The organism is Deinococcus fonticola, assembly GCF_004634215.1.
GTDB classification, from domain to species: domain Bacteria; phylum Deinococcota; class Deinococci; order Deinococcales; family Deinococcaceae; genus Deinococcus; species Deinococcus fonticola.
This window is the reverse complement of the sequence record NZ_SMMH01000001.1, coordinates 1-19,789: the sequence shown is the minus strand read 5'-3', so window position 1 is coordinate 19,789 and position 19,789 is coordinate 1. Positions and strand designations below refer to the sequence as shown.

At 65.0% G+C, this 19,789-nt stretch carries 26 protein-coding genes and 1 tRNA gene; 16 read left to right on the top strand and 11 right to left on the bottom strand.

All coding sequences use genetic code 11. The features are described from left to right. The first annotated feature begins 1 nt into the window (after window position 1). The 13 genes from E5Z01_RS00125 (at window position 2) to E5Z01_RS00070 (ending at window position 11,012) form a co-directional block, all read left to right on the top strand. Entirely contained in the window at window positions 2-391 is a 390-nt protein-coding gene (locus E5Z01_RS00125) for a hypothetical protein (RefSeq protein ID WP_135227524.1), read from the top strand. Between the two features lie 11 nt (window positions 392-402). After that, window positions 403-3,237, top strand: a complete 2,835-nt coding sequence (locus E5Z01_RS00120) for a hypothetical protein (protein WP_135227523.1) — start codon at window positions 403-405, stop codon at window positions 3,235-3,237. A 22-nt stretch (window positions 3,238-3,259) separates the two neighbouring features. Continuing rightward, on the top strand, window positions 3,260-3,421 hold the full coding sequence (locus tag E5Z01_RS19330; protein WP_167757691.1) for a hypothetical protein: 162 nt from the start codon (window positions 3,260-3,262) through the stop codon (window positions 3,419-3,421). Between the two features lie 4 nt (window positions 3,422-3,425). Beyond that, a complete protein-coding gene (locus E5Z01_RS00115) occupies window positions 3,426-4,856 on the top strand; it encodes a hypothetical protein (RefSeq protein WP_135227522.1) in 1,431 nt (476 codons plus the stop codon). Window positions 4,857-4,858: 2 nt separating this feature from the next. Then, on the top strand, window positions 4,859-5,275 hold the full coding sequence (locus E5Z01_RS00110) for a hypothetical protein (protein ID WP_135227521.1): 417 nt from the start codon (window positions 4,859-4,861) through the stop codon (window positions 5,273-5,275). A gap of 296 nt (window positions 5,276-5,571) precedes the next feature. After that, window positions 5,572-7,425, top strand: coding sequence for a hypothetical protein (locus E5Z01_RS19325; RefSeq protein ID WP_240738124.1), 1,854 nt, complete (start codon window positions 5,572-5,574; stop codon window positions 7,423-7,425). Window positions 7,426-7,433: 8 nt separating this feature from the next. Continuing rightward, complete coding sequence (locus tag E5Z01_RS00100) at window positions 7,434-7,769, top strand: hypothetical protein (RefSeq protein ID WP_135227520.1); 336 nt, start codon at window positions 7,434-7,436, stop codon at window positions 7,767-7,769. Beyond that, the gene (locus E5Z01_RS00095; protein WP_135227519.1) at window positions 7,766-8,173 is read left to right on the top strand and encodes a hypothetical protein; all 408 of its coding nucleotides are present in this window, start codon (window positions 7,766-7,768) and stop codon (window positions 8,171-8,173) included. The genes E5Z01_RS00100 and E5Z01_RS00095 overlap by 4 nt, the downstream gene beginning before the upstream one ends. Continuing rightward, entirely contained in the window at window positions 8,160-8,477 is a 318-nt protein-coding gene (locus E5Z01_RS00090; RefSeq protein ID WP_135227518.1) for a short coiled-coil protein, read from the top strand. The genes E5Z01_RS00095 and E5Z01_RS00090 overlap by 14 nt, the downstream gene beginning before the upstream one ends. Before the next feature lie 68 nt (window positions 8,478-8,545). After that, window positions 8,546-9,286, top strand: a complete 741-nt coding sequence (locus E5Z01_RS00085; protein WP_135227517.1) for a M15 family metallopeptidase — start codon at window positions 8,546-8,548, stop codon at window positions 9,284-9,286. Between the two features lie 3 nt (window positions 9,287-9,289). After that, window positions 9,290-9,862 carry a hypothetical protein gene (locus E5Z01_RS00080; RefSeq protein ID WP_135227516.1) on the top strand — a complete coding sequence of 191 codons (573 nt, stop codon included), beginning with the start codon at window positions 9,290-9,292 and terminating at the stop codon, window positions 9,860-9,862. 9 nt (window positions 9,863-9,871) lie between these two features. Further along, window positions 9,872-10,438, top strand: coding sequence for a hypothetical protein (locus E5Z01_RS00075; protein ID WP_135227515.1), 567 nt, complete (start codon window positions 9,872-9,874; stop codon window positions 10,436-10,438). A 250-nt stretch (window positions 10,439-10,688) separates the two neighbouring features. After that, window positions 10,689-11,012, top strand: coding sequence for a hypothetical protein (locus E5Z01_RS00070; RefSeq protein WP_135227514.1), 324 nt, complete (start codon window positions 10,689-10,691; stop codon window positions 11,010-11,012). 125 nt (window positions 11,013-11,137) lie between these two features. Here the strand turns inward: E5Z01_RS00070 and E5Z01_RS00065 are convergent, their stop codons facing one another. From E5Z01_RS00065 to E5Z01_RS00025, 10 genes are all read right to left on the bottom strand, one after another. Further along, window positions 11,138-11,416 carry a hypothetical protein gene (locus tag E5Z01_RS00065; RefSeq protein ID WP_135227513.1) on the bottom strand — a complete coding sequence of 93 codons (279 nt, stop codon included), beginning with the start codon at window positions 11,414-11,416 and terminating at the stop codon, window positions 11,138-11,140. Beyond that, complete coding sequence (locus E5Z01_RS00060) at window positions 11,413-11,781, bottom strand: hypothetical protein (protein WP_135227512.1); 369 nt, start codon at window positions 11,779-11,781, stop codon at window positions 11,413-11,415. Before E5Z01_RS00060 ends, E5Z01_RS00065 begins: the two co-directional genes overlap by 4 nt. Then, entirely contained in the window at window positions 11,778-12,155 is a 378-nt protein-coding gene (locus E5Z01_RS00055; RefSeq protein ID WP_135227511.1) for a hypothetical protein, read from the bottom strand. Before E5Z01_RS00055 ends, E5Z01_RS00060 begins: the two co-directional genes overlap by 4 nt. A gap of 27 nt (window positions 12,156-12,182) precedes the next feature. Continuing rightward, window positions 12,183-13,085: a tyrosine-type recombinase/integrase gene (locus E5Z01_RS00050; RefSeq protein ID WP_135227510.1), complete on the bottom strand. Its 903-nt coding sequence runs from the start codon at window positions 13,083-13,085 to the stop codon at window positions 12,183-12,185. Between the two features lie 124 nt (window positions 13,086-13,209). Further along, window positions 13,210-13,294 (bottom strand) — tRNA-Leu (locus E5Z01_RS00045). 47 nt (window positions 13,295-13,341) lie between these two features. Further along, on the bottom strand, window positions 13,342-14,580 hold the full coding sequence (gene purD, locus E5Z01_RS00040) for a phosphoribosylamine--glycine ligase (RefSeq protein ID WP_135227509.1): 1,239 nt from the start codon (window positions 14,578-14,580) through the stop codon (window positions 13,342-13,344). Continuing rightward, window positions 14,577-15,497, bottom strand: coding sequence for an MBL fold metallo-hydrolase (locus tag E5Z01_RS00035; protein ID WP_135227508.1), 921 nt, complete (start codon window positions 15,495-15,497; stop codon window positions 14,577-14,579). The genes purD and E5Z01_RS00035 overlap by 4 nt, the downstream gene beginning before the upstream one ends. A 14-nt stretch (window positions 15,498-15,511) precedes the next feature. Beyond that, window positions 15,512-15,682, bottom strand: a complete 171-nt coding sequence (locus tag E5Z01_RS19320) for a hypothetical protein (protein ID WP_167757689.1) — start codon at window positions 15,680-15,682, stop codon at window positions 15,512-15,514. 56 nt (window positions 15,683-15,738) lie between these two features. Further along, the gene (locus tag E5Z01_RS00030; protein ID WP_135227507.1) at window positions 15,739-16,149 is read right to left on the bottom strand and encodes an inorganic diphosphatase; all 411 of its coding nucleotides are present in this window, start codon (window positions 16,147-16,149) and stop codon (window positions 15,739-15,741) included. Continuing rightward, the gene (locus E5Z01_RS00025) at window positions 16,146-16,523 is read right to left on the bottom strand and encodes a hypothetical protein (protein WP_119766209.1); all 378 of its coding nucleotides are present in this window, start codon (window positions 16,521-16,523) and stop codon (window positions 16,146-16,148) included. The genes E5Z01_RS00030 and E5Z01_RS00025 overlap by 4 nt, the downstream gene beginning before the upstream one ends. Before the next feature lie 23 nt (window positions 16,524-16,546). Between E5Z01_RS00025 and E5Z01_RS00020 the strand changes: the two genes are divergently transcribed. Beyond that, window positions 16,547-17,173: an NADPH-dependent FMN reductase gene (locus E5Z01_RS00020; RefSeq protein WP_135227506.1), complete on the top strand. Its 627-nt coding sequence runs from the start codon at window positions 16,547-16,549 to the stop codon at window positions 17,171-17,173. A gap of 106 nt (window positions 17,174-17,279) precedes the next feature. Continuing rightward, complete coding sequence (locus E5Z01_RS00015) at window positions 17,280-18,065, top strand: RluA family pseudouridine synthase (protein WP_135227505.1); 786 nt, start codon at window positions 17,280-17,282, stop codon at window positions 18,063-18,065. Here E5Z01_RS00015 and E5Z01_RS00010 read toward each other — a convergent pair. Next, a complete protein-coding gene (locus E5Z01_RS00010) occupies window positions 18,060-18,854 on the bottom strand; it encodes a helical backbone metal receptor (protein WP_135227504.1) in 795 nt (264 codons plus the stop codon). The two genes, E5Z01_RS00015 and E5Z01_RS00010, sit on opposite strands and share 6 nt — an antisense overlap. A gap of 250 nt (window positions 18,855-19,104) precedes the next feature. Between E5Z01_RS00010 and E5Z01_RS00005 the strand changes: the two genes are divergently transcribed. Then, window positions 19,105-19,683, top strand: coding sequence for a transposase (locus E5Z01_RS00005; protein ID WP_135227503.1), 579 nt, complete (start codon window positions 19,105-19,107; stop codon window positions 19,681-19,683). Window positions 19,684-19,789 lie beyond the last annotated feature (106 nt).

Sequence of the window (19,789 nt, the reverse complement as noted above, 5' to 3'; positions counted from 1 at the left end):
CATGGCAGACATGATTGTCAACGGGCGCACCTGGGCCTTCAAGCCCGTGATGAAGCTCATCGGCGGCAGCAACGGCAAGCAGGTCCGCAGACTGTGGGCTGGCGGCTTTGTCGCCGTGGATACCACAAGCGTGGACCCGCTAGTCATCGAGTGCAGCGCGGATGAGAAGGTTGTAGTTGACGCAACGGACGCACGTCAGATCTGGGACCTCTGGAAGGCGGGGACTGAGTTCCCCGCGACCTTCCCCGGGGTGCTGGCTGACGGCACGGCGCTGATCGTGACCCGGGCAATCGTGCTTGAAGCGCCCAGCTTCAAGTTCATCCTTGGGCGCGGCGGGACCTACAGGGTTGCGAGCTACAGCTTCAGGATCACCGTGCTGGACGACATCTAAGGAGGTGCAGTGTGTTGAGAAGCAAGAACAACCAGAGCCTGCCCCTCTATTCCGTGCAACTCTCGGCCGACGACGCCGGCAACCCCATCACCGGCACGCTTGAACTGGCGGATGACGGGCGCAGCTTCCGCAACATGACCGGGCTGAGCCTGGGAATCGGAACGGCAAGCTACGGCCCGTTGCGTGGCATCGGCGAGTACAACTTTGACCCCAACGCCAAAACCACCACCCTGCCCGTGGTGCAGCAGAACACCATCAACTGGGGGGATAGCGGCGCGGCGGGGCTGAGTGGCAAGGTCACCTTTGGCCAGCTGCTGAACTGGCTTGATCCGAACCTGGCTCAGGGCAGCGTCTGGTGGCTGAGCGACATGTGGGTACACCCGCCCTTCCTTGAGCAGCTCAAGCCGGGCCGGGACACCGCGTTGCAACTGCTGCAACCCCTGGGCTACCGCATCGTGCAGGACGACCCCGATGAATCAGCGCACGGCGTGATCACCCCCGCCTTCGCGGTCGAGGACATTGTCTTTGACGCGCCGCATGAGTTCGCGTCCGAAAGCATGGTCACCCCTAGCGTGCCGCGACTGATCAGGATCACGGGGGCGCAGGTCGACCCGCTCAGGGAAGCCATTGATACCGGCATTCAGGGCGTCAACGATGGCGACCCGATGCCGGACACCCCAGAGACGAAGGCGGCAGTGGCGGAGGCGATGGTCAACCCCAACATTCTCGCGCCGACGGTGAGGTGGATTGAGGCCGGTGAGCCCGCACCCGACCCCAAGAATCCGGGGCTTTTTATCCCCACTGAACCCTTCGCCCGGATGCAGATCATCTATCACGGCCTGCCGGACACCCGCGCAACTGAGCTTCAGGTGATGAGGCCGAGCCAGGCGCAGGTGGAAGATATGCGTCTGGGGCTGCTCACGCCCGCAGCGGCACCCGATGGAAGCTGGGAATCCCTGAGCCAGGCGAAGCCGGGAGAGCTCAAGGTGGCCTACATCAGCAACGCAGGGCCGGGCACCTACTGGTTCCGCGTTGTACCAGTGAACTACGTCACAGTCCGCAACGAGAAGACCGGCACGCCGCACCTGGAATTGCGCTACGGGATGGGCGGCGCGATTGCTGCGCTACTCTCTCCGCTGACCAGCAACATTGGGCTCAAGGCAACCGCCTTCGACGGCCGCGTGGCTTTGACGTGGATGTCACAGAGCGATAGTAAGTATCTCTTCACTGCTACCCAGGTGGAGGTTCCCGGGCAGGATATGTCTCCCCAGCCCAACCCGAAGCCTCAGGAGTTTGAGGGGTACGGCGCTGCGTGGTTGGAGAATCTAGACCCAGATACCCGCTGGACCATCACAGTTGAGCGCGTATTTGACACCCCGCCGATTGACCCCAACGCCGCGCCGCCGACTGAGAGCGTGACCGTGGACATACCGTATCTTGGGGCCAAGGCCGATAGCCTCAGTGTCACAGCCTCCAGCTCAGGCGCTACGCTCAGCTGGGAAGAGGGCGGCGTGGACTACGTGGTTGAGATCACCCGCAACGGCAAGCGCGTTGTCTGGGAAGAGCTCGCGCTAGACAGCAAGAAGACTAAGATTGTAGATCACAAGCACTACATGACCATCGGCGGGCTACTGGCGCAGACGGAGTACACCATCAGCATGTGGCCAAAGGCGGGCAAGGGATGGGATGACCGCTATGTGACAAGCAGGCAGTTCATCACCACCGCCGTGCCCGAGCCAGAAGATAAGACCGCTGAGGACATCTTCGCGGAGGGCAATGACGGCACCTATACCTCAACCGCAACAGCTGACGGCCAGGTCACCACGACCACGCTGAGTAAGAGCGGCAACACCATCACCAGCACGACCGAGACGCGCGGCAAGTCTGCAACGGGCTTCACGCGGCGCAACGCGGACGGCACCTATACCACCACGGTTCAGGAGGTATTAGACGCGCTACTGAGCAGCTCAACCACCACAACGGTGCTTGACGCAGCGCAGCGCGAGTTGAGCGTCACAAAGACCACGATCAGCTATGACAACGTAGGCAACGGCATGGTGAAGGTGAAGGAGACCACCGGCGAGGTAGTCAACACCTGGTCATCAGATGGGCACCTGACCCTCATCAGCAACACCGAGACCACGATGCAGCGCGGACCTGACGGTGCCTTCTATCTGAGCGACGAGAAGAAGACCACGGAGAGTTGGGCGCGGGTGAACGACGCGGGGATCTGGAGCCGCACCGTGAGCGGCTGGCACACCGTCAAGGTCCCGCTTATTGAGACAGTGGACGGCAAGCCAAAGACCACGGGATGGAGGACGGAGCGCTCGCCTATCAGCGAGAGCGCAATCGGCACCGACACCCCGCGCCGTGTCAAAGACAAGAACGTGTCAGAGCTTGTGGAAGAGTACCTGGAGGACCCGTTGCCCAAAGAGCGGCAGATTCCTACCTGGAGCCAGCTGTCGCTGAGAGAAGAGAAAAGCGACATCATAAAGGCCCAGGAGGCGGCCGAGAAAGAGGCGGCCGAGGAAGAGGAGAAGAAGCGCGAGGAGACCGGCGCGAACACCGCGCACGGCGGCACGGGCGCGGGCTTCACCTACTTCTATGAGCTGAACACTGGCGGGCACGGTGATCCCGTGGACGTTGCGGTGGCGTGGGCGTGGAATGCCCTCGACCTGGAGACCATCGCGCAGAACCTGCTACTCAACTACCGCCCGACCATCACCCGCGTGCGCCACTACTTCACGCCTGTCGGCGCGAGGCGGAACGCGGCAGTCCGGAGCGTCGAGATCACGGATGGGCCGGACGGCTTCATTGAGAGCGTCACGACCCGGAGCCTGACCTGAGGGGGTGGCAGATGTGGAGATCATGAGCGCAACCGTGATCAGGAACCTTGACGAGGGGCAGGTGCGCGTGGAGCTGGAAGACGGCCAGATCGTCATAGCCCTCTGCCCCATCTGGCTTCGCCCCCGCAGCCTTATCCAGGTGCGCAAAGAGGCGGGCATCACGTGGCGAGTCTGCGGCAGGTGAGAGCATGAATGACCCCCGTAAGCTCATGCAGATGCTCTGCGGCAAGCCCTCAGACCCGCAGAGCGTGGTCAACTCCAGGGGCGCAAGGCCCAGGGCTCAGACGCCAGCCGCGCAACAGACCCGGCAAGTTCCCGAGCCCCGCAGCGAGAAGCGAGGCCAGAAGGTACTGACCAGTGAACTGCTCACGCGGGGCAGGCACACGCCATATGAGGTTGGCGTCGCGGCTTCGCCTTTCTTCTTCCTGGTAGATGAACCTTCCGGCGGGCCCTTCAAGTCTTCCGGTCCGGGGAACCTCTTTGCGCCAGGGACGAGGATCGCGGGCAGTTTGCTACGCGCTCATACCGCCGGCTACACCCTTGACGGGGAGGCATACCTGACCACCACCAGCAACAACGCCAACTGGATATACGTCAATGCCTCCGGACAGGTGGCGGCGAACCTGCTTGTGCCGTCCATCGCGGCGGCTCGCTGCACCTGGAGCAAGGGCGGCACGGAAGCGACCATCACCTACTGGAGCATGGGCAGCTACACAAGGAACGCTAGCGGCCAGATCACGGGTGGGACCGCGACTCAAGTCGAGGGCGTGATTGGCGCGAACCTACCGTGGGCCCCGCGCATCGTCGGCACCGCGCCTTTCACTGGCAACCCCTCTACCGCCGCGACGCAACTCGCGGGCGCTGGGTGGACGAGCTGGGACGCCGTGGACTGGCAGAGCGGCGCGAAGGCTGGGCCCGTCGAGACCATCGCCGTCCCGATCTCAGGCATGATCAAGATCGGGGAAAGCGGCAGCGAGTGGTACCACGCCGAACTCGCGGGCACCACCGGGCGACCAGCCATCGCCGCGACCAGCAATCAAAACTTGGTAGACAAGGTGAGTGGGCAACCGCTATGGAGGGGCCTGAATGAGCTTTGGAGCACCGCGCCCATCAGCGGTCAGATCGACATGATCGCGCCAATCACGCCCTACATCTACACCCCGTCGGGCCCGGAAATCCGCTACTTCACCCAACCGAACGGCTACGGGTCATTCCCGCTGGCGCTGGGCAACAAAGCGGACGCGGAGAAGCGGCTCACAGGGGAGATCAGCACGGACTCCGGCGCGACATGGCTTCCCTACCGCCCTGTGGAAGCCCCGTTCAACCCGGACGGCGAAGAGGCGCTCAAGCTGCCCGCGCTGTTGCGGTTCAGCATCCCCGCAGGCTACACCAGGGGCATGCTCGCACTGGGGGATGGGTCCGTGTGGGTGGACACCGTGAGCGATGAAGCACTCTTCAACCCGTACAACACCAACTCGGTCAACAGCAACTACGCCCCGACTGGCGTTCCATACGGCCCGGCGGACGTTGATCCGGTGGGCGGGACCATCACCTTCACCATCACCAGCGGAGACCAGCCCGGCAACCCGCTGGGAGCAACCCTCTACCTCTGGAGGTAGCAATGATTGAACTCAAAGACAACGCCCCGATTCAGCTCAGCATGACGGTGAGGCGCGGGGACACAATGTTGTGGTTTTTGGACTTCGGCGGCGATGGCGGCAGTCCGCTCACCCCCGAGAAGCTTTCTGAGTATCAGAACAGCACGTGGACCTGGCAAGTGCGAGGCAACAAGCCCGACGGCGCGCTGTTGGGAGAGATCACGGTGAAGGGCGCGCCCCACGGAACCGGCTACCGCCTGAGCTGCCACCTGCCGCCAGCGACATCGGCGGCGCTGATGGCTGACCCCCGCGTGAACTACTCAGACCTTCAACGCAGCTACGTGCTCGACGGGCTCGACATGGTGGACACCGTCGCGGACATGCCCATCATCGCCAGCGCAGACGCCACCAAGACCATCACGATAGGAGCCGCAAAATGAGCGAAGTCACCCTGCAATATCAAGACAACGAGCCGATCACCATCAAAGTGCAGGTTGTGCCCGCGCCTGCTGGCCCGGTCAACGGCGGCGAGGTCATCACCGGACCCACCGGCCCTCAGGGTCCCGTCGGTCCTCAGGGTGAGCCTGGCCCCGTCGGCCCTCAGGGTCCCACCGGCCCCCAGGGTGAACCCGGCACCGTCGGCCCTCAGGGTCCCGCTGGCCCTCAGGGTGAACCCGGCCCCGTCGGCCCTCAGGGTCCTGCTGGCCCTCAAGGCGAACCCGGCACCCCGGCAGACATGACCGCCGTCACGGCTCTGGACGCCCGTGTCGACGCCCTCGAAGGCGAGGTTCCCCACCTGGCTCAGATCAGCACCGTCGCCGCTCTGGACGCCCGCGTGACCACCTTGGAGAACGCAACGCCTGACCTGAGCGCCTACTACACCCGCACCGAGACCGACGACCTTCTGGGCGGCAAGGCCAACGCTCAGACGGTGGCAAGCTTGACCGCAGAGCACAACGCCCTGGAGGCTAGGGTGGACGGGCTGGGTGCAACCTACGCAACCCATGGCGACGTGGACACCCGGATCACCGCCGTGGTCGGAGCTGCTCCAGAGGCCCTGGATACCCTTCAAGAGATCGCCGCAGCGCTCGCCGAAGACGACAGCGTGGTTGCGGCGCTCACGAACACCGTGAGCGGGGTCGGCACCCGCGTTGATGCGTTGGAGGCGAGACCCGAGCCCGATCTCACCCCCTACGCAAAGACCACGGATCTGGCTGCGCTTGACGGTCGCGTCGATGCGCTGGAAGCCGTCCCAGCCCCAGACCTCACCCCATACGCAAAGACCGCGGACATCTCCGCGCAACTGCTCCCCGCGGGTGGCACCGTCGGCCAGGCCCTGATCAAGACCAGCGACGCAGACTTCGCCGCCCAGTGGGGCACCCCTGCAGCTGGCGGCGGGTCGATGCCTGCCGGAGGAACCGACCGGCAGGCGCTGATGACGCAGCCGGACGGCTCGAGCGCATGGGAGAACGTCAGCCTGGGGAATGTGAACTTCATGTCCGCAAGTACGCAGCCCGGCGCTAACGTGATCACCAACGGTCGAATCCCGACGGCCGGCAGGGTGATTGGCAGCCGCGCCCTGATCCTCAAGAACACCGTGGTCAACACTATGGAGATCATGATCCCGGCTCAGACGCTGACCGTGGGGGCGGTTGGGGTTGCCGTCAAGGTCAACGGCACGACCGGCGCGCCAACCTCAGCGCCGATCTTTAGCACAAACACCCCCACCGATGCCACTTCGGGATTCCTGCGATTCACCTTCAGCGACATCTCCCTCGCCGCCAATGAGAACTGGCTCTTTGGCATCTACAACGACACCGGCAGCAACAGCGTGATCAACGCCTACACCTACAGCATCCCGTCCAGTGGCTACCTGTCTGGTCCGATGCGCTGGGGCGGGTACGTGAAGTACGTTATATCCACGTCATCCGTGGAGTCCAACTGGACCACTCAGGCGCTGGTGACCAGGGTCGGATTCGCATCCGCTGGGCGCGGCAACGTGACAGGGGTGGCCGGGGCGGAGAGCATCAGCGGCACGGCAACAGCCGTCGCTGGGCACGTCCTCAGCGCGGACGGCTTTGGTGGTATGAGCTGGCGGCCCATCAACGAGGTCCCCGCGCCGAGCACGTCCGGACTGGTCCTCGTCTCGGGCTCCGGCACCCCTCCGGCCCTGTTGTGGTCGGAGGCGATCAACGGCTCCACGGCAGGCAACAGTATGGTGTCTGTCAACGGATCCAGCGCCGCGTCCCCAACTGTCTTCTCCCTGTCGATTTCGAAGACTAAGTGCTTTGTTGTGTCTGGGATTGGCATCTCCAACACCGGAGTGACCGGCAGGGCGTGGGTCAGGTTCTACAACAACAACTCATATGCCGCCAGTGATTGGACCAGGGCGTACGGCACTGCCCCGTCCTCTCCTAGCTACGCGCCGCTCGCCGAGGTGCTGATGGACACGGCCGTTGCCCGCTGGCTATCCCCGGGTATTGCCGTCCCAAGCCAGACCGGCATGACCACGATGTACATCACCACAAAGCTGCTGGACATGTCGGCATTCTCCGGCAGTGTTCTGAGCATCAGTGGCAACTCCCTGTGAGGTGAAACATGCTCATATCAACCCTGGCTGCGCTGGTCATCTCAGCGCAGCCCGCCCCGGTCCGTTGTCGCCCGGCCCTGGAGATCACGGGGCGGGCGGTCCTGGGCCCCAGCGGCTCAGACCTCTCTCAGCAGCGTCTCACCCTCACCGCGCGTCCCAACTGCCCTATGCAGCTTGTGCGCGTCAAGACCCGCAGCGGCGCGGTCATCCCGCCTCTGGGGTACTGGCGCATTGGCGGAGGCTATCCCCTGCGCATCAGCTACTGGGTGATCCGGGGAGCGACCGCTGAGTGGCGAGTGGCCCCGAATGTGTGGGTCCCGATTCCGCTGGGGGTGGCAAAGTGAATCCGGCACTTCTCGCCGTCTGGCGCTACTTCACCGGCTACCACCTCATCGCACGCAACCAGGTACAGACCGCATACGTCATGCTCGCCTTGGGTATCTTCCTGGTCTACCCGTCAGTGAAGCCGAGTCTCTGGATCCTTGACTACTGGGGCGGCCTGGAGATCCCGTTGTGGGTGTGGGGGACTGTCTTCATCGGCGTTGGCGCGAGCCTGCTGATGGCGCGCAGGCCGAGCGTGGCGTACGTGCTGCTGATGATATCGGCCGTGCTACTCGGCACGATTGGGGCCGCTGGCTACCTGACCATGGGGATGAATGCCGGGAGCGTGGTCATCGCCACCTTCACCGCATACACCATTGGAACTGCGGCATATCTAAAAAGGATGGTGGGGCATGACCGCAGCTGATATCAGTCTCGCCACCATCACCGGCCTCCTGGGATTGTTCGTGCCAGTCGTCACGACCTGGATCAGCAACAGCGGGAAGAACAAGGAGACCGAACGCGAGCGCCTCGAGAAACGCGTCGATGAGCTCGAAGCGGGTAAGGCAAAACTTGAGGAGCGCGTTGATGCCGTTGAGAGCGAGCTGGACGAGGTCAAGCACGACCTGCGCAACTTGACCGATTTCCTTCAGGAGATCATCAGCGGCCTGTATGACCTGCCGTGGATCCAGAAAAAAGCCCAGAACCTGATAGACCGCATGAAGAAGTAGGACGCGAGCGCACTCGCCCAGCCCCCTCCCCCTGTGATCCAGGGGGGTTTTCATTGCGAGGAGACAACATGGGATTTGACTTCAACGCCGCCATCCGCGCCCGGCCAGGTGGCATGACCCGGGCCGACCTGGTCAACTTCTACGGAGACCCCCTGGCGGGCAGCACCCCCGGCAGCAGGCGCGGCACTTTTGAGCCGGGCGCGGCATTCCGGCAGAACATCGTCTCCATTCCGATTTCCGAACTGCCCGGCTTCCCCGCCTACGCCGACCCGAGCGTCAAGGTCACCCGCATCACGCTGCACCGCAAAATCGAGCCGATCTTCCGCGCAACCTGGGCTGTGCTGCATGACGCGGGCCTGGCCGACCGACTGCGGACATACGACGGCGCGACCACCTACCGGCACATGCTTTGGAATCCCAGCAACCCGATCTCGCTCCATGCCTACGGCGCTGCAATCGACTTCGACGCGCGCTGGAATGGCTACGGCATCAGCAGATCACAGATGCAGATCGACCGCGAGGTGATTGAGGTGTTCGAGCGCTGCGGCTGGACCTGGGGCGGACGCTGGAATCCCAGCGACGGCATGCACCTTCAGTGGACAGACCCGGTCGGCGGTGAGCGCTCGCCCGTGCAGGACGCTCTGGCGAAAGAGGTGCCCCAGAAGCCCACACCCGCCCCCGCGTCTGCCACGCCCATGCTGCTGGTGCCTGACGGCAAAGGCGGCTGGGTGAACATGGCGGGCAAGAAAGTGGAAGGCCAATTCAGCGTGATCAACGCAACCGACCCCCTGCGGGTCTGGGCGAGGTGAACTGTGGACGGATTTGATCTGGGCTGGCTGCTGGGCATGAGCAAGAACCCGGTCGCGCTGGGGCTGCTGATCTTCGGATTGGTGCAGACCGTCAAGCGCCAGGCCGAGGCCCGCAAGCCCCCCATCCTGTGGAACCCGTGGCGGTGGCGCGGCATTGCGGCGGCCTTTGGGCTGCTGTGCGCGGCCCTGCTGCACCTGTGGACGGGCAACGCCATGCTCGGGGCGCCGGGTTGGCCTGGCGTGCTGATCTTCGGGCTGGTGGCGGCCGTGGTGTCCGTCGCCGGGCGTGACGGCCTGAAAACGGTGCTGGAGTGGGTCAGCAGCAGCGGGCAGGTGACGCAGACGACCACCCAGGCCACCACTCCGGACGGGGCAAGCGTGGCCACCACCACGACGACGGCACCTGTGGGCGCCGTGACCCCTGACGTTTTGCCGGGAACTTTGCAGGATGGCCCGCCGCCTGCGGCCTTCGAGCAGGCCTCGGTACGCCCCCTGGCGAGTCTCGCTGCACTGCCAGAGCAGGAATTCCTGGAACAACCCATGACTCACCCGGCCTTCAACCCGGCCCTTCAATAGGAGCACTCCATGACTGACGTGACCCGCATCCCCGCCCTGCCCCCAAAAGACCCCCGCATCGAAGACGCCCTCAGAGCAGCCAAGGGGCGCGCCGAGCTCCGCGGTCAACGCGAAACTGCCGCTGTGCTGGCCGAGGCGATCAAAAGCCTGCCGGACGCGCAGGATCACGTGGCACGCATGCGCCAGCAGCGCACTGAGGCCCCCAGTGCCCCTGGTCCCACGCCGGATGAGCAGGCCGACGCCGCCACCGTCTGGCTCAACGCCACGCTGACCCGGTGGAGGTTTGAATTCGAACACGTCCTGGCCGACAAAAAAGTGAGCGTGGGCGAGGTACTGGCCCTTCTCCCGGTCATCGCAAAATCCGTCGCTGAGGGCGCACCCCTGCTGCGCGGTGAGACGGCCCGGGCGCTCGTGATCGCCACCTTCAGCTACTTCTGGAACACAGAGGTGGTGAAGCGCTTGCCGCCTCTCAAGGTCGGCCCCATCAGCATCCCCGCCGCCCTGTACGCCCCGGTTGCGTACCGACTCGCGGTCCAGGGGCTCGAGACGGCCTACCAGCGCCTGATCAAACGCTGAGCCTGCCCCCCGCCCCGCCCACGCCCTCACCGGCGCTGGCGGGGCCTTTCTTTTTGTCTTTCAACCTGTCTAGACACCAGCGGACTGATATCACGCTCTACGGTATGCTGGTCATCCTTTCGCGGTACGTTCAGCCGCTGGAGTCTCATGTCCGCATTGCATACCCACCATACTCTCGTATGCCGCCAGCACGTTCAGCGTGCGGTGAGGGGGGCGTCGCGATGTCAAAGTCGCGCCGTATGGGACTCCCATGCAGAAAAAAGCAGACAGCAAGACCGTCAGCCCCGCAGCTAAAGCCCTCTCTCCTGTCATCAATCGCGAAGTCGACATCTCGACACCGGGAGGTCGCAGCAAGGTAGAACGCCTCCTGTACCTGATCTCGGAGCTGCCGGACGTGCAGATCTGCCACGACAGAGACGAGGACACCTACGAGGTCGACGGATGCTCCGTCCTGGTGAAGTACAGCGACCACGGCAACTGGATCAGGATGCCCGACGAGGCTTCGATCTACATCGACCTCGAGTCCATCGAGATCGGGGAAGATGAGATCAAGGAAGCCCTAGGCATCTACTGACCTGCCCTCCCAGCCCCCGCCTATAGCCTCCGCCCTCGCCGGCGGGGGCCTTTTCTTTTACAGTGAGACCCCCGGCATCGCGTCCGGGGGCCTTTCTTTTTGTGCTGAATCTGACTGAATTCTGATCAGGCTTCAGACGCCAGCAGCAGGAGGCGCTTCTCAAGCCAGTGCGGATCATCCTCCAGGACGGCGGCCAGCGTCAAAGACTCACCCGCAAAAGTAGCGAAGAACTGCTCATCGTCAACGCCTACCTCAATCTGCTCGTACATCACGCCAATCATCATCGACACCGCATCAATCGGCGACAGCTCAAGAGGCAACCCGAACCGCCGAATCGCGCGCAATAGCCCCAGGTGGCCACACCGCGCTTCAAAAAGACCGTCGACGACCTCCAGATCCGTCACGCCCGCAGCCCGACAGACTGCACCTCCCGCCACACCGCCCGTGCGAACGGCTCCTGAGGCGGCGCACTCCAACCCCCCGACGCGCAGAGCAGCAGCAGCGGCTCGGGACGGGTCAGCAGATGCCTGACTGGGACGCTGCGGATGAGCTGGGGATCACACTTGCAGATGCTCGTCACCTCGCCCAGCGCGTCATGCAACCATGGCACCACCTGCCCGTCAGCGCCGAGCATGTGCACCCAGCTCCAGCCGGGCGGCACCTGGGCGAGGTCCGGGACGATCTGCTCTGCGCCGACGCTGTGAACGCGCACCCCGACCGAGGAGATCATCTCAAGCAGCCTACGGAGCCTTCTCTCCTCGTCGGTCATGCCGTTGCCCCCTTCCGGGCGTGCTGCACCAGGAGGGCCATGAGCGGATGATCCGGCACGCCGGGGTTGTCCCGCAGTTCACAGAGCAGGATTGCCGGCGACGGGTGATTCAGCACCGCGGCGAGGTCGAGCTCGGCGGCAAGGGAAGGGTCGGCACGAAGGGCTCCCGTGATTCCTTCGACGACCCGCTGCACCTCAGGATCAGCGCCAGCGGGCTGCACCCAGCACCATGCCGTGAGCTCGCCTGCGTCCCTGCCGTCATGCCGCAGCTTGATCATGCCCTTGAGTCGGGCAGTGACGTGCACGCCGATGCTCTCCAGCTCGCGGGCCAACTCGACGAAGCTCTCTCTTGTATCGTCCTTGACTTCATTCATGCCCCACATCTGTGCTCGGGCGCATTCCTACAGCCGATCAGCCGGACTAGCGCGCAGGTGCACCCGCTGGAGGTCGTCCGGAAGTAGCTTGACGTACTTCCTTGTCATCTCAAGCGTGGTGTGGCCCATCATCTGCTGAAGCTCAAACAAGTTCGCCCCACCGCGCAGCATCCCCACCGCGAACGCGCGCCTCCAGGCGTGTGGGGCCACATGCGAGCGCGGGACGCCGATGCCTTTCGCCACCTTGACCATCAGGTGATGTATCCCGCCAGCGGTCATGGGCTCTCCGCTGCGATTCAGGAAGAGCTCGCCAACGTGCGGGAACACCGGATCACGCTCCCGCCGCTCGTAGGCCGCCACTGCGCGCGACGCTTTGATCCCGATCGGAACGCGCCGCTCCTTTTCACGCTTCGCCGTCTCTGCCCGCACCGTGACCATCCCCGCGGCCAGATCGACATCCTCAACCCGCAGCTGGATGATCTCACCCATCCGCAGCCCGCAGTCCAACATCACCAGCAGTAGGGCGCGGTTCCTGAGCGGCTGATCCATGGCAGCGACCAGCTTCAGCGCCGCCCTGATCTCCTCGGGCTGCACGGTCGGCGGACGCTCCTGCGGCAGCGCTGGCATGCGCAACTTCCTGGTGGGATCAACGGTGATCAGCTCCTCTTCGATCGCCCAGCGGAATGCCCCACGGATTGCACGCAGGATGGCGTGCTCGCCACCCGGCGACAGGCCGCGCTCCCGTAGGGCCAGCTGCAACTCCTGGAGCGTCAGGCGGCTCACGTGATCCGTGTCCGGCGGCGTTCCCTGCGAGTCGAGATAGCGGGTCAGGGCGAGCATGCCCTGCTCGTAGAACTCGACAGTCCTGGGGCTGCGACGCATGGACAGCAGGTGTCGGCGGTGTATCTGGTGCAGCTCTTCAAGCTTCATCTGGCCTCCTGCTGCACGCCTGAGCGTCACCCGATTCGTGCCGGTCGTGGCTCGATCCGGCCCCTGCTCGGGCCTGAGGCAAAAGCCAAAAACCCCGCTTGCGCAGGGTCTTAGCTACATCCGTTGGTGCCGGTGACCAGAGTCGAACTGGCACATCTTGCGATGTCCGATTTTGAGTCGGGTGCGTCTACCAATTCCGCCACACCGGCCCACGGGTGAAGGGCGAAAGGAATGGTAGCGCCTGCGTCGGCTGCGGTCAATCGTGCAGGCCGAGGCGAAAGCCGATGTCCCGGCGCAGTTGCGCTCCGGGGAACCCCACCTGGCTGGCGAGGTGATAGGCCTTCGCGCGGGCGGCCGGGAGGGTGTCGGCCAGAGCGGTGACGGCCAGGACGCGTCCGCCACTGCTGACCAGGCGGCCTTCCTGGATGGTGGTGCCGGCGTGGTAGATGCGTTCCTGGTCGCCCGTAGCGGGCAGCTGCAGGGGAATGCCTTTTTGCGGGTCGGCCGGGTAGTTGGGGGCGGCCATGATGACCACGGCGCTGGCCCCCTCGCGGAAGTGCACGGCCGCAGGGTCGAGATTACCCTGAGCGGCGTCCAGGGCGTGCTGGGCCAGGTCGCTTTGCAGCAGTGGCAGGATGGCCTCGGCTTCCGGGTCGCCAAAGCGGGCGTTGAATTCCACGACCTGCGGCCCGGCGGGCGTAAGCATCAGGCCGGCGTACAGCACGCCCCTGAAAGGCAGGCCTTCCTCACGCATGCCGGCCAGGGTGCGCTCGATGATCTCACGGCGAATCACCCCCAGTTGCGCGTCCGACAGCGGAAAGGGGCAGATGACGCCCATGCCGCCGGTCATGGGGCCGGTGTCGCCTTCAAAGATGGTCTTGTGATCCTGGCTGGGGGGCGTCAGGGCGTAGCGTTCGCCGTCGCACAGCGCCAGGATGCTGACCTCCTGCCCGGTCATGAAGTCCTCGATCACGACTTTCGCGCCGGGGTCGCTGAAGATGTCCTCCAGCGCCGCCTGCGCGAAACTGTGCGTCTGGGCGATGGTGACGCCCTTGCCGGCTTTCAGCGCCGCGTCCTTGACCACGATGGGCGGGGTGCGGGTCTGCACGTACCGCTGCGCGTCTTCCAGCGTCTCGAAGGCGCGGTGCTGGGCGGTGGGCACGCCGTGGCGCACCATGAAGGCCTTGCTCCAGGCCTTGTCGCCTTCCAGGCGGCTCGCGGCCTGCGTGGGGCCGAAGGCGGGAATGCCACGGGCGGCGCAGGCGTCCACCACCCCGGCGGCCAGGTAGGCTTCCGGGCCGACAATCACGATGTCCACCCCCTCGGCCTGCGCCAGGCTGGCCAGGCTCTCGGCGTCCTGGGCGCAGGTGACCACGCGGGCCAGTTCGGCGATGCCGGGGTTGCCGGGGGTGCAGATGACCTCGTGGCCGCAGCGCTGGCAGGCGTCCACGATGGCGTGCTCGCGCCCGCCGCTGCCGATGACCAGCACCTTCATGCCTGTCCTCCCTGGATGGCGCTGCGGGCGGCCTGGCGCGTCCAGTAGCGCATCAGCCCCTGCACGCTCATCCACGGGGGGCAGGCAAATTCGTACAGCTCCGGCAGCGCAGCGTCCTCGTCGGCCAGCTCAGCCAGCAGCGTTTCCGTGAACTGCTCCTTGATGTAGGCAAAGTCCCGGCCCTGCTGCATGGGTTCGCGCACGCGCTCGGCATCCAGTTGCATGGTCTGAAGCAGGCCGTCCCAGTGCGCCTGACTTTGCGGGTAACGGCCGAAGTGCGCCAGGTGCAGGGTGCGGGCGTCCAGCTGCCGCAGCCGCTCGATGCTTTCCCGCCACAATGCCAGGTTGATGTCGGGCGGCGGCGTGGGGGCGCGGGGCGTCTGCCGCTCCAGCAGGCGAATACCGCCCACGTCTCCGGTGAACAGGTCGTCCCCGCTGTGGTAGGCCAGGTGGTGCACCGCGTGACCGGGCGTGTACAGCGCGTGAATGTCGGCGTGGCCGAGCTTGAGGCCCTCGCCGCCCGTCAGTGCGGTCACGCGATCGGCGTCCATGGGTTTCATCTCGCCCCACAGCGTGTCCATCTGGTCGCCGTAAATCTGCGTGGCGCTGGCCAGCAGCTTTTCCGGGTTGACCAGGTGCGGCGCGCCCTTCTCGTGAACGTACACCCGCGCCTTGCGGGATTTTTCCAGAATGCTGCCGGCCGCCCCAGCGTGATCGAAGTGAATGTGGGTCAGCAGCAGGTGCCGCACGTCCCCCAGGCCCGCGCCCAACTTGCCGAGTCCCTCTTCCAGCACGCCCAGGGTAGAGGTCGGCCCGGTGTCCACCACCGCCAGCCCGTCCCCGGTATCGAAGACGAACGCGGCGATGACGCCCGGCGTCTCCTGAAACATCAGATCAATCGTGTGCACTTCACTCATTCATACGCCTCCCGTCAGACCTTCCCCAGCCATTTGGCTCCCAGCAGCACCACCACGGCGGCGTACTGCAGGGCGGCCAGCCCCTGCAACACCCGCACATTCGACGTCGTTTTCAGTGGCCCCAGCGTCGCCCACAGGATCATGGAAGCACTCAGGAACACGAAAAAGGCAAACAGCCATACCATGCCGGCAGCATAGCGTCTGGCCCGTGCTCTGGGCAGGCGCCGCGCCGGACAGGCCGTCAGGGGTGGGGGGGGAGGGGCAGGCTCTCCAGCCAGGCCAACGCGTCCGCTGGCGCCAGCAGCCGCGCCCCACGTTCCGCGGGAAACCAGTCCAGCAGGGCCTGGGCATCCTCCAGAGGGCCAAAGACGACTTTATGGTCGCCGTCCTGCAAGTGCAGCAGCCCCGAGGGCGTGGCCTGCACCAGCGTGCCCACGGGGCGCGGTTCGCCCAGCCACACGGCGTCCACCTCGGCGTGGTCGGCGGGGTTCCAGAGGGCCGGCAGGCAGCCGTAATTCACGGGGGCGGGCCGCGCTTCGGTGCGGTAAGGTTCGGTGCGTCCGCCGCGCCAGATGAAGCGCTGCGCCGTGCCGGCCGTCCACTCGACGACGCCCTGATAGGTGGGGCAGGTGGAGGTGGGGGAGGTGCTCAAGGCTCGACCTCGTACAGTTCGACCTGCCGCAGCAGCGCCCCGCCGAAGGTGAGGGTGGCGCGGTAGGCGGCCTGCTGCGGCGCGGTCAGCCGGAAGGTCACGTCGCGCTGGGCGGTATCGAGGTAAACGCTGTCCTGCCCGATGGGTCTGGAGTTGTCGAACCAGTTGACGGTCAGGTAACCGGGGTCGAACTTGCCGTCGATTCTGGCCTTCAGCACCAGTTCGGTCTTCTCACGGGTCAGGCTGGCCTCCACGATGCGCACGGGCAGCTTGAAGTCCACCGGACGGGGAATCAGGGGCACGAAGTTGTAACGGCACCCGCCAAGCAGCGGCGCGGCGCAGCACAGCAGGGCCAGGAGAGCGCGGGAGTTCATCCGCTACAGTGTAGGCGCACTGTATGAGCTTCCCTCCCCCACGCCTGAAATTCACCGTTCTCTCGACCAGCCTCGACCCGGAAAGCCGCAGCGCCTGGCTGTGTACCCTGGCCGCCCGTCAACTGGCCGCCGCCGGTCACGCGGTGACGCTGCTCGACCTGCGAATCACCCCCCTGCCGCCGTTCGATAATGTTCAGGGGCAGACCGTGCAGGGCGGCGACGGCTGCTACGAACACCCGGCGTTCGCGGCTTATCACCGGGCCATTCAGGAAGCGGACGGGGTGTTCATGGGCGTGCCGGTGTACAACTGGGGGGTGGGCAGCGGCGCCAAGGCCCTGGTGGAACTCACCGGCAGCAGCGACGACGGGCGCGGCCTGCACGGCGCGTGGTTCGACCGGCCCGTGACGTTCCTGGTGTCGGGCGGCCTGGATCACGGCTATCTGAGTCACGGGGCCTTCGCGCTGGGCCTGATGTTCGACTTCAAGTGCGTCGTCAACCCGCACTTCGTGTACGCCACCTCGGCCCACTGGGACGCCCCCGAGGTACCGGGCGAGTGGCTGGCCGGGCGCCTGCACCGCACCGTGGAACGCGGCGTCGACCTGGCCGCCCGCCTGAAAGACCGCCCGTATCAGAGCGTCTGGGAAATCTAGTGAAGTCAGGCCTTCCCCTATCCGAAAAGTGCAGGAGAAAGGAATTTCTCGTGACGCACCGACGGCCCGACGCTGCCCTGATGTCGCTGATGCCCGGGAATCCCCGGTGAGCCGTGATGCTCTTCTGCCGCCGGCAGAGAAACCGCGCGTCATCGTGGAACACCCGGATTTCTACGTGGTTCACAAACCGGCGCTGTGGCTGACGCACCCGGTGAAGGGGCGGGTGGACGTGCCGGACTTGCTGACGTTTATGCGGGCCGAAACGGGCGAGGCCGACCTGGCCCCGCCGCACCGCCTGGATAGGGAAACCAGCGGAGCGCAGCTGCTGACGCGTGACAGCGACGCCGCCCGCCGGTTCTACACGCTGTTCAAAACGCACCTGGTCGGGAAAACGTACCTGGCCATCGTTCACGGCTCGCCCGAGTGGGAACGCCGCACGCTGGACGCTCCACTGGGGGAACTGGGCCTGGGCGGCGCGAACAGGGTGGTCATCCGGCAGGCGGTGGTGCCGGATGGGCGGCCCGCCGTGACCGACTTCCGGGTGGCCGGGCGGCGCGGGCAGCACACGCTGATCGAGGCTTATCCGCGCAGTGGCCGGCTGCACCAGATCCGGGCGCACCTGTCGCACCTGGGCCTGCCGATGGTCGGCGACAAGATTTATGGCCTTGACCCCAATGTGTTTCTGGAATTCATGGAAACCGGGCAGACGCCGCAGCTGACCGCGCGGCTGGGGCTGGCGCGCCAGGCGCTGCACGCCGCCCGCCTGGCTTTTCCGTGGGAGGGCGCTCAGTTCGTGGCCGAAGTGCCGCTGGCTCCGGATTTGCAGGCGTACTGGGAGGGGATCGGGGATGAGGAAGGGGTCAGTGGAGAAGCCCGCCAGGAAGGCCTATAGCGTCGGCTCCTGCACCCTGCTTACCCCTTCCGTCAAAGCCTCTTCTGTCAGAACCAGATGTTCCAGGGCCGCCGCGATCTGCCGGGCGCCCTCGACCAGGCGCGGGCCGGGGCGGCCTAGACCACTTTCCAGCACCGGGATGACCGGCACCGGCAGGCCCCGCGCCGCAATTACCTCGGGGCGCAGTTTCTTCGCGCCGCACCACGAGCACACGATCAGGTCGGGCCGGGCGTCCACCACCTCGGGCCAGTGCATGGGGGCGCTGCGGCCCGGTCTGTCCGCGAAGGCGTTCTCGGCCCCCAGGTCGGCCAGCAGGTCCGTGACCCAGGAGTCCTGCGTGGCGTTGATCACGGGGCGCGGCCACCACTCGACCACCACGCGCGGCGGGCGCGGGTAAGCGCGGCGCAGGCGCTGCATCTCGGCCTGCCAGCCCTGCACCACCTGCTCGGCCCTGGCGTCCAGGCCCAGTGCCCGCCCGATGCGGCGCACGTCCTCCTGCGCGTCCGCGACACTGATCGGGTCAAGCACCAGCAGCGGCAAGCCGGCCTTTTGCACGCCGTCCACGACCTGCTCCAGACCCGGCACGCTGAGGCTGGCCAGCACCAGATCCGGCTTCGTTGCCACCAGCGCCGGGATGTCGATGTTCAAGTCCGGGCCGACCCGGCGGGCCTGCTCCAGACCGGGCGCGTCACTGTGGTGGTCGGCGGCCACCACCCACGAAGTCACCCCCAACGCGGCGAGAATGTCACTGTTGCTGGACACCAGGGAAGCGAGACGCAGGGGCGGCATACCCTCAGTCTGGCATGCGGTCTGCCCGGCGCTCGGGCGCCAAGGATGCTTCCATGTCTGCCCCCTAAAACTTTTCTCTCTAGGGTACAAAAGTTTGGGGTAGACGAAGAAAGTCGGCTCCTGTACGGTTTTTTCTGCGATGAAAGACCGACGAAGCCGACATCCTCAGTATGACCTGTTTGCCACGCTCCAAGCTCACTTCGAGATTGACCCCCGCAGACTGGTCGTTCTATGCGCCCTGATTCTGGGCATGATTCAAACCCGCAGTATCGTGCTGTGGCGTCTTGTCCCCGTCGTCCAACTTGGTGAAAACGAGAACAGCGTCTACAAGAGACTCAAGCGTTTCATGCAGTATCCGCTGTCCCAGACCATGATTGCCAGATTTGTCCTTTCATTCTTGCGTCAGGAGCAGCAAGTGCTGCTCCTGCTGGATCGTACAAACTGGAAGTGGGGTCAGCAGGACATCAACTTCTTGATTTTGAGCGTCTCCTGGCGCACGTTCTCCTTCCCCCTCGCTTGGACACTCATTCCACACCGTGCCAACAGCACCTCTGAGCAGCGGATCGAACTTCTGGAAGCGGTGATGCCGCTCCTGGCGGGGAAAACGGTTTATCTGCTGGCTGACCGGGAATTCATAGGGAAGAAGTGGTTCCAAGCCCTGAAACGTCTCCATGTTTTGCCTTGCATCCGCTTAAAGGCGAATTCCAGAGTGAACGGGATTCCTGTCTGGGCGTTGTTGTGCAAGCTGGAACCGGGGGAAATGCGCTACTGGTATAAGTCCATGTGCATTTACGGTGTTCAGTTGCGTCAATGGTTCGTGCAGTTTTGAGGTCACAAAGAAAGACCCACCGAAAATGGGGCTGTGAACACACCGCTTCCAATGGGTCTAATGGCTATCCTACAGTACGTTCTCAGCGCGGTCCCGCTGCGCAAGA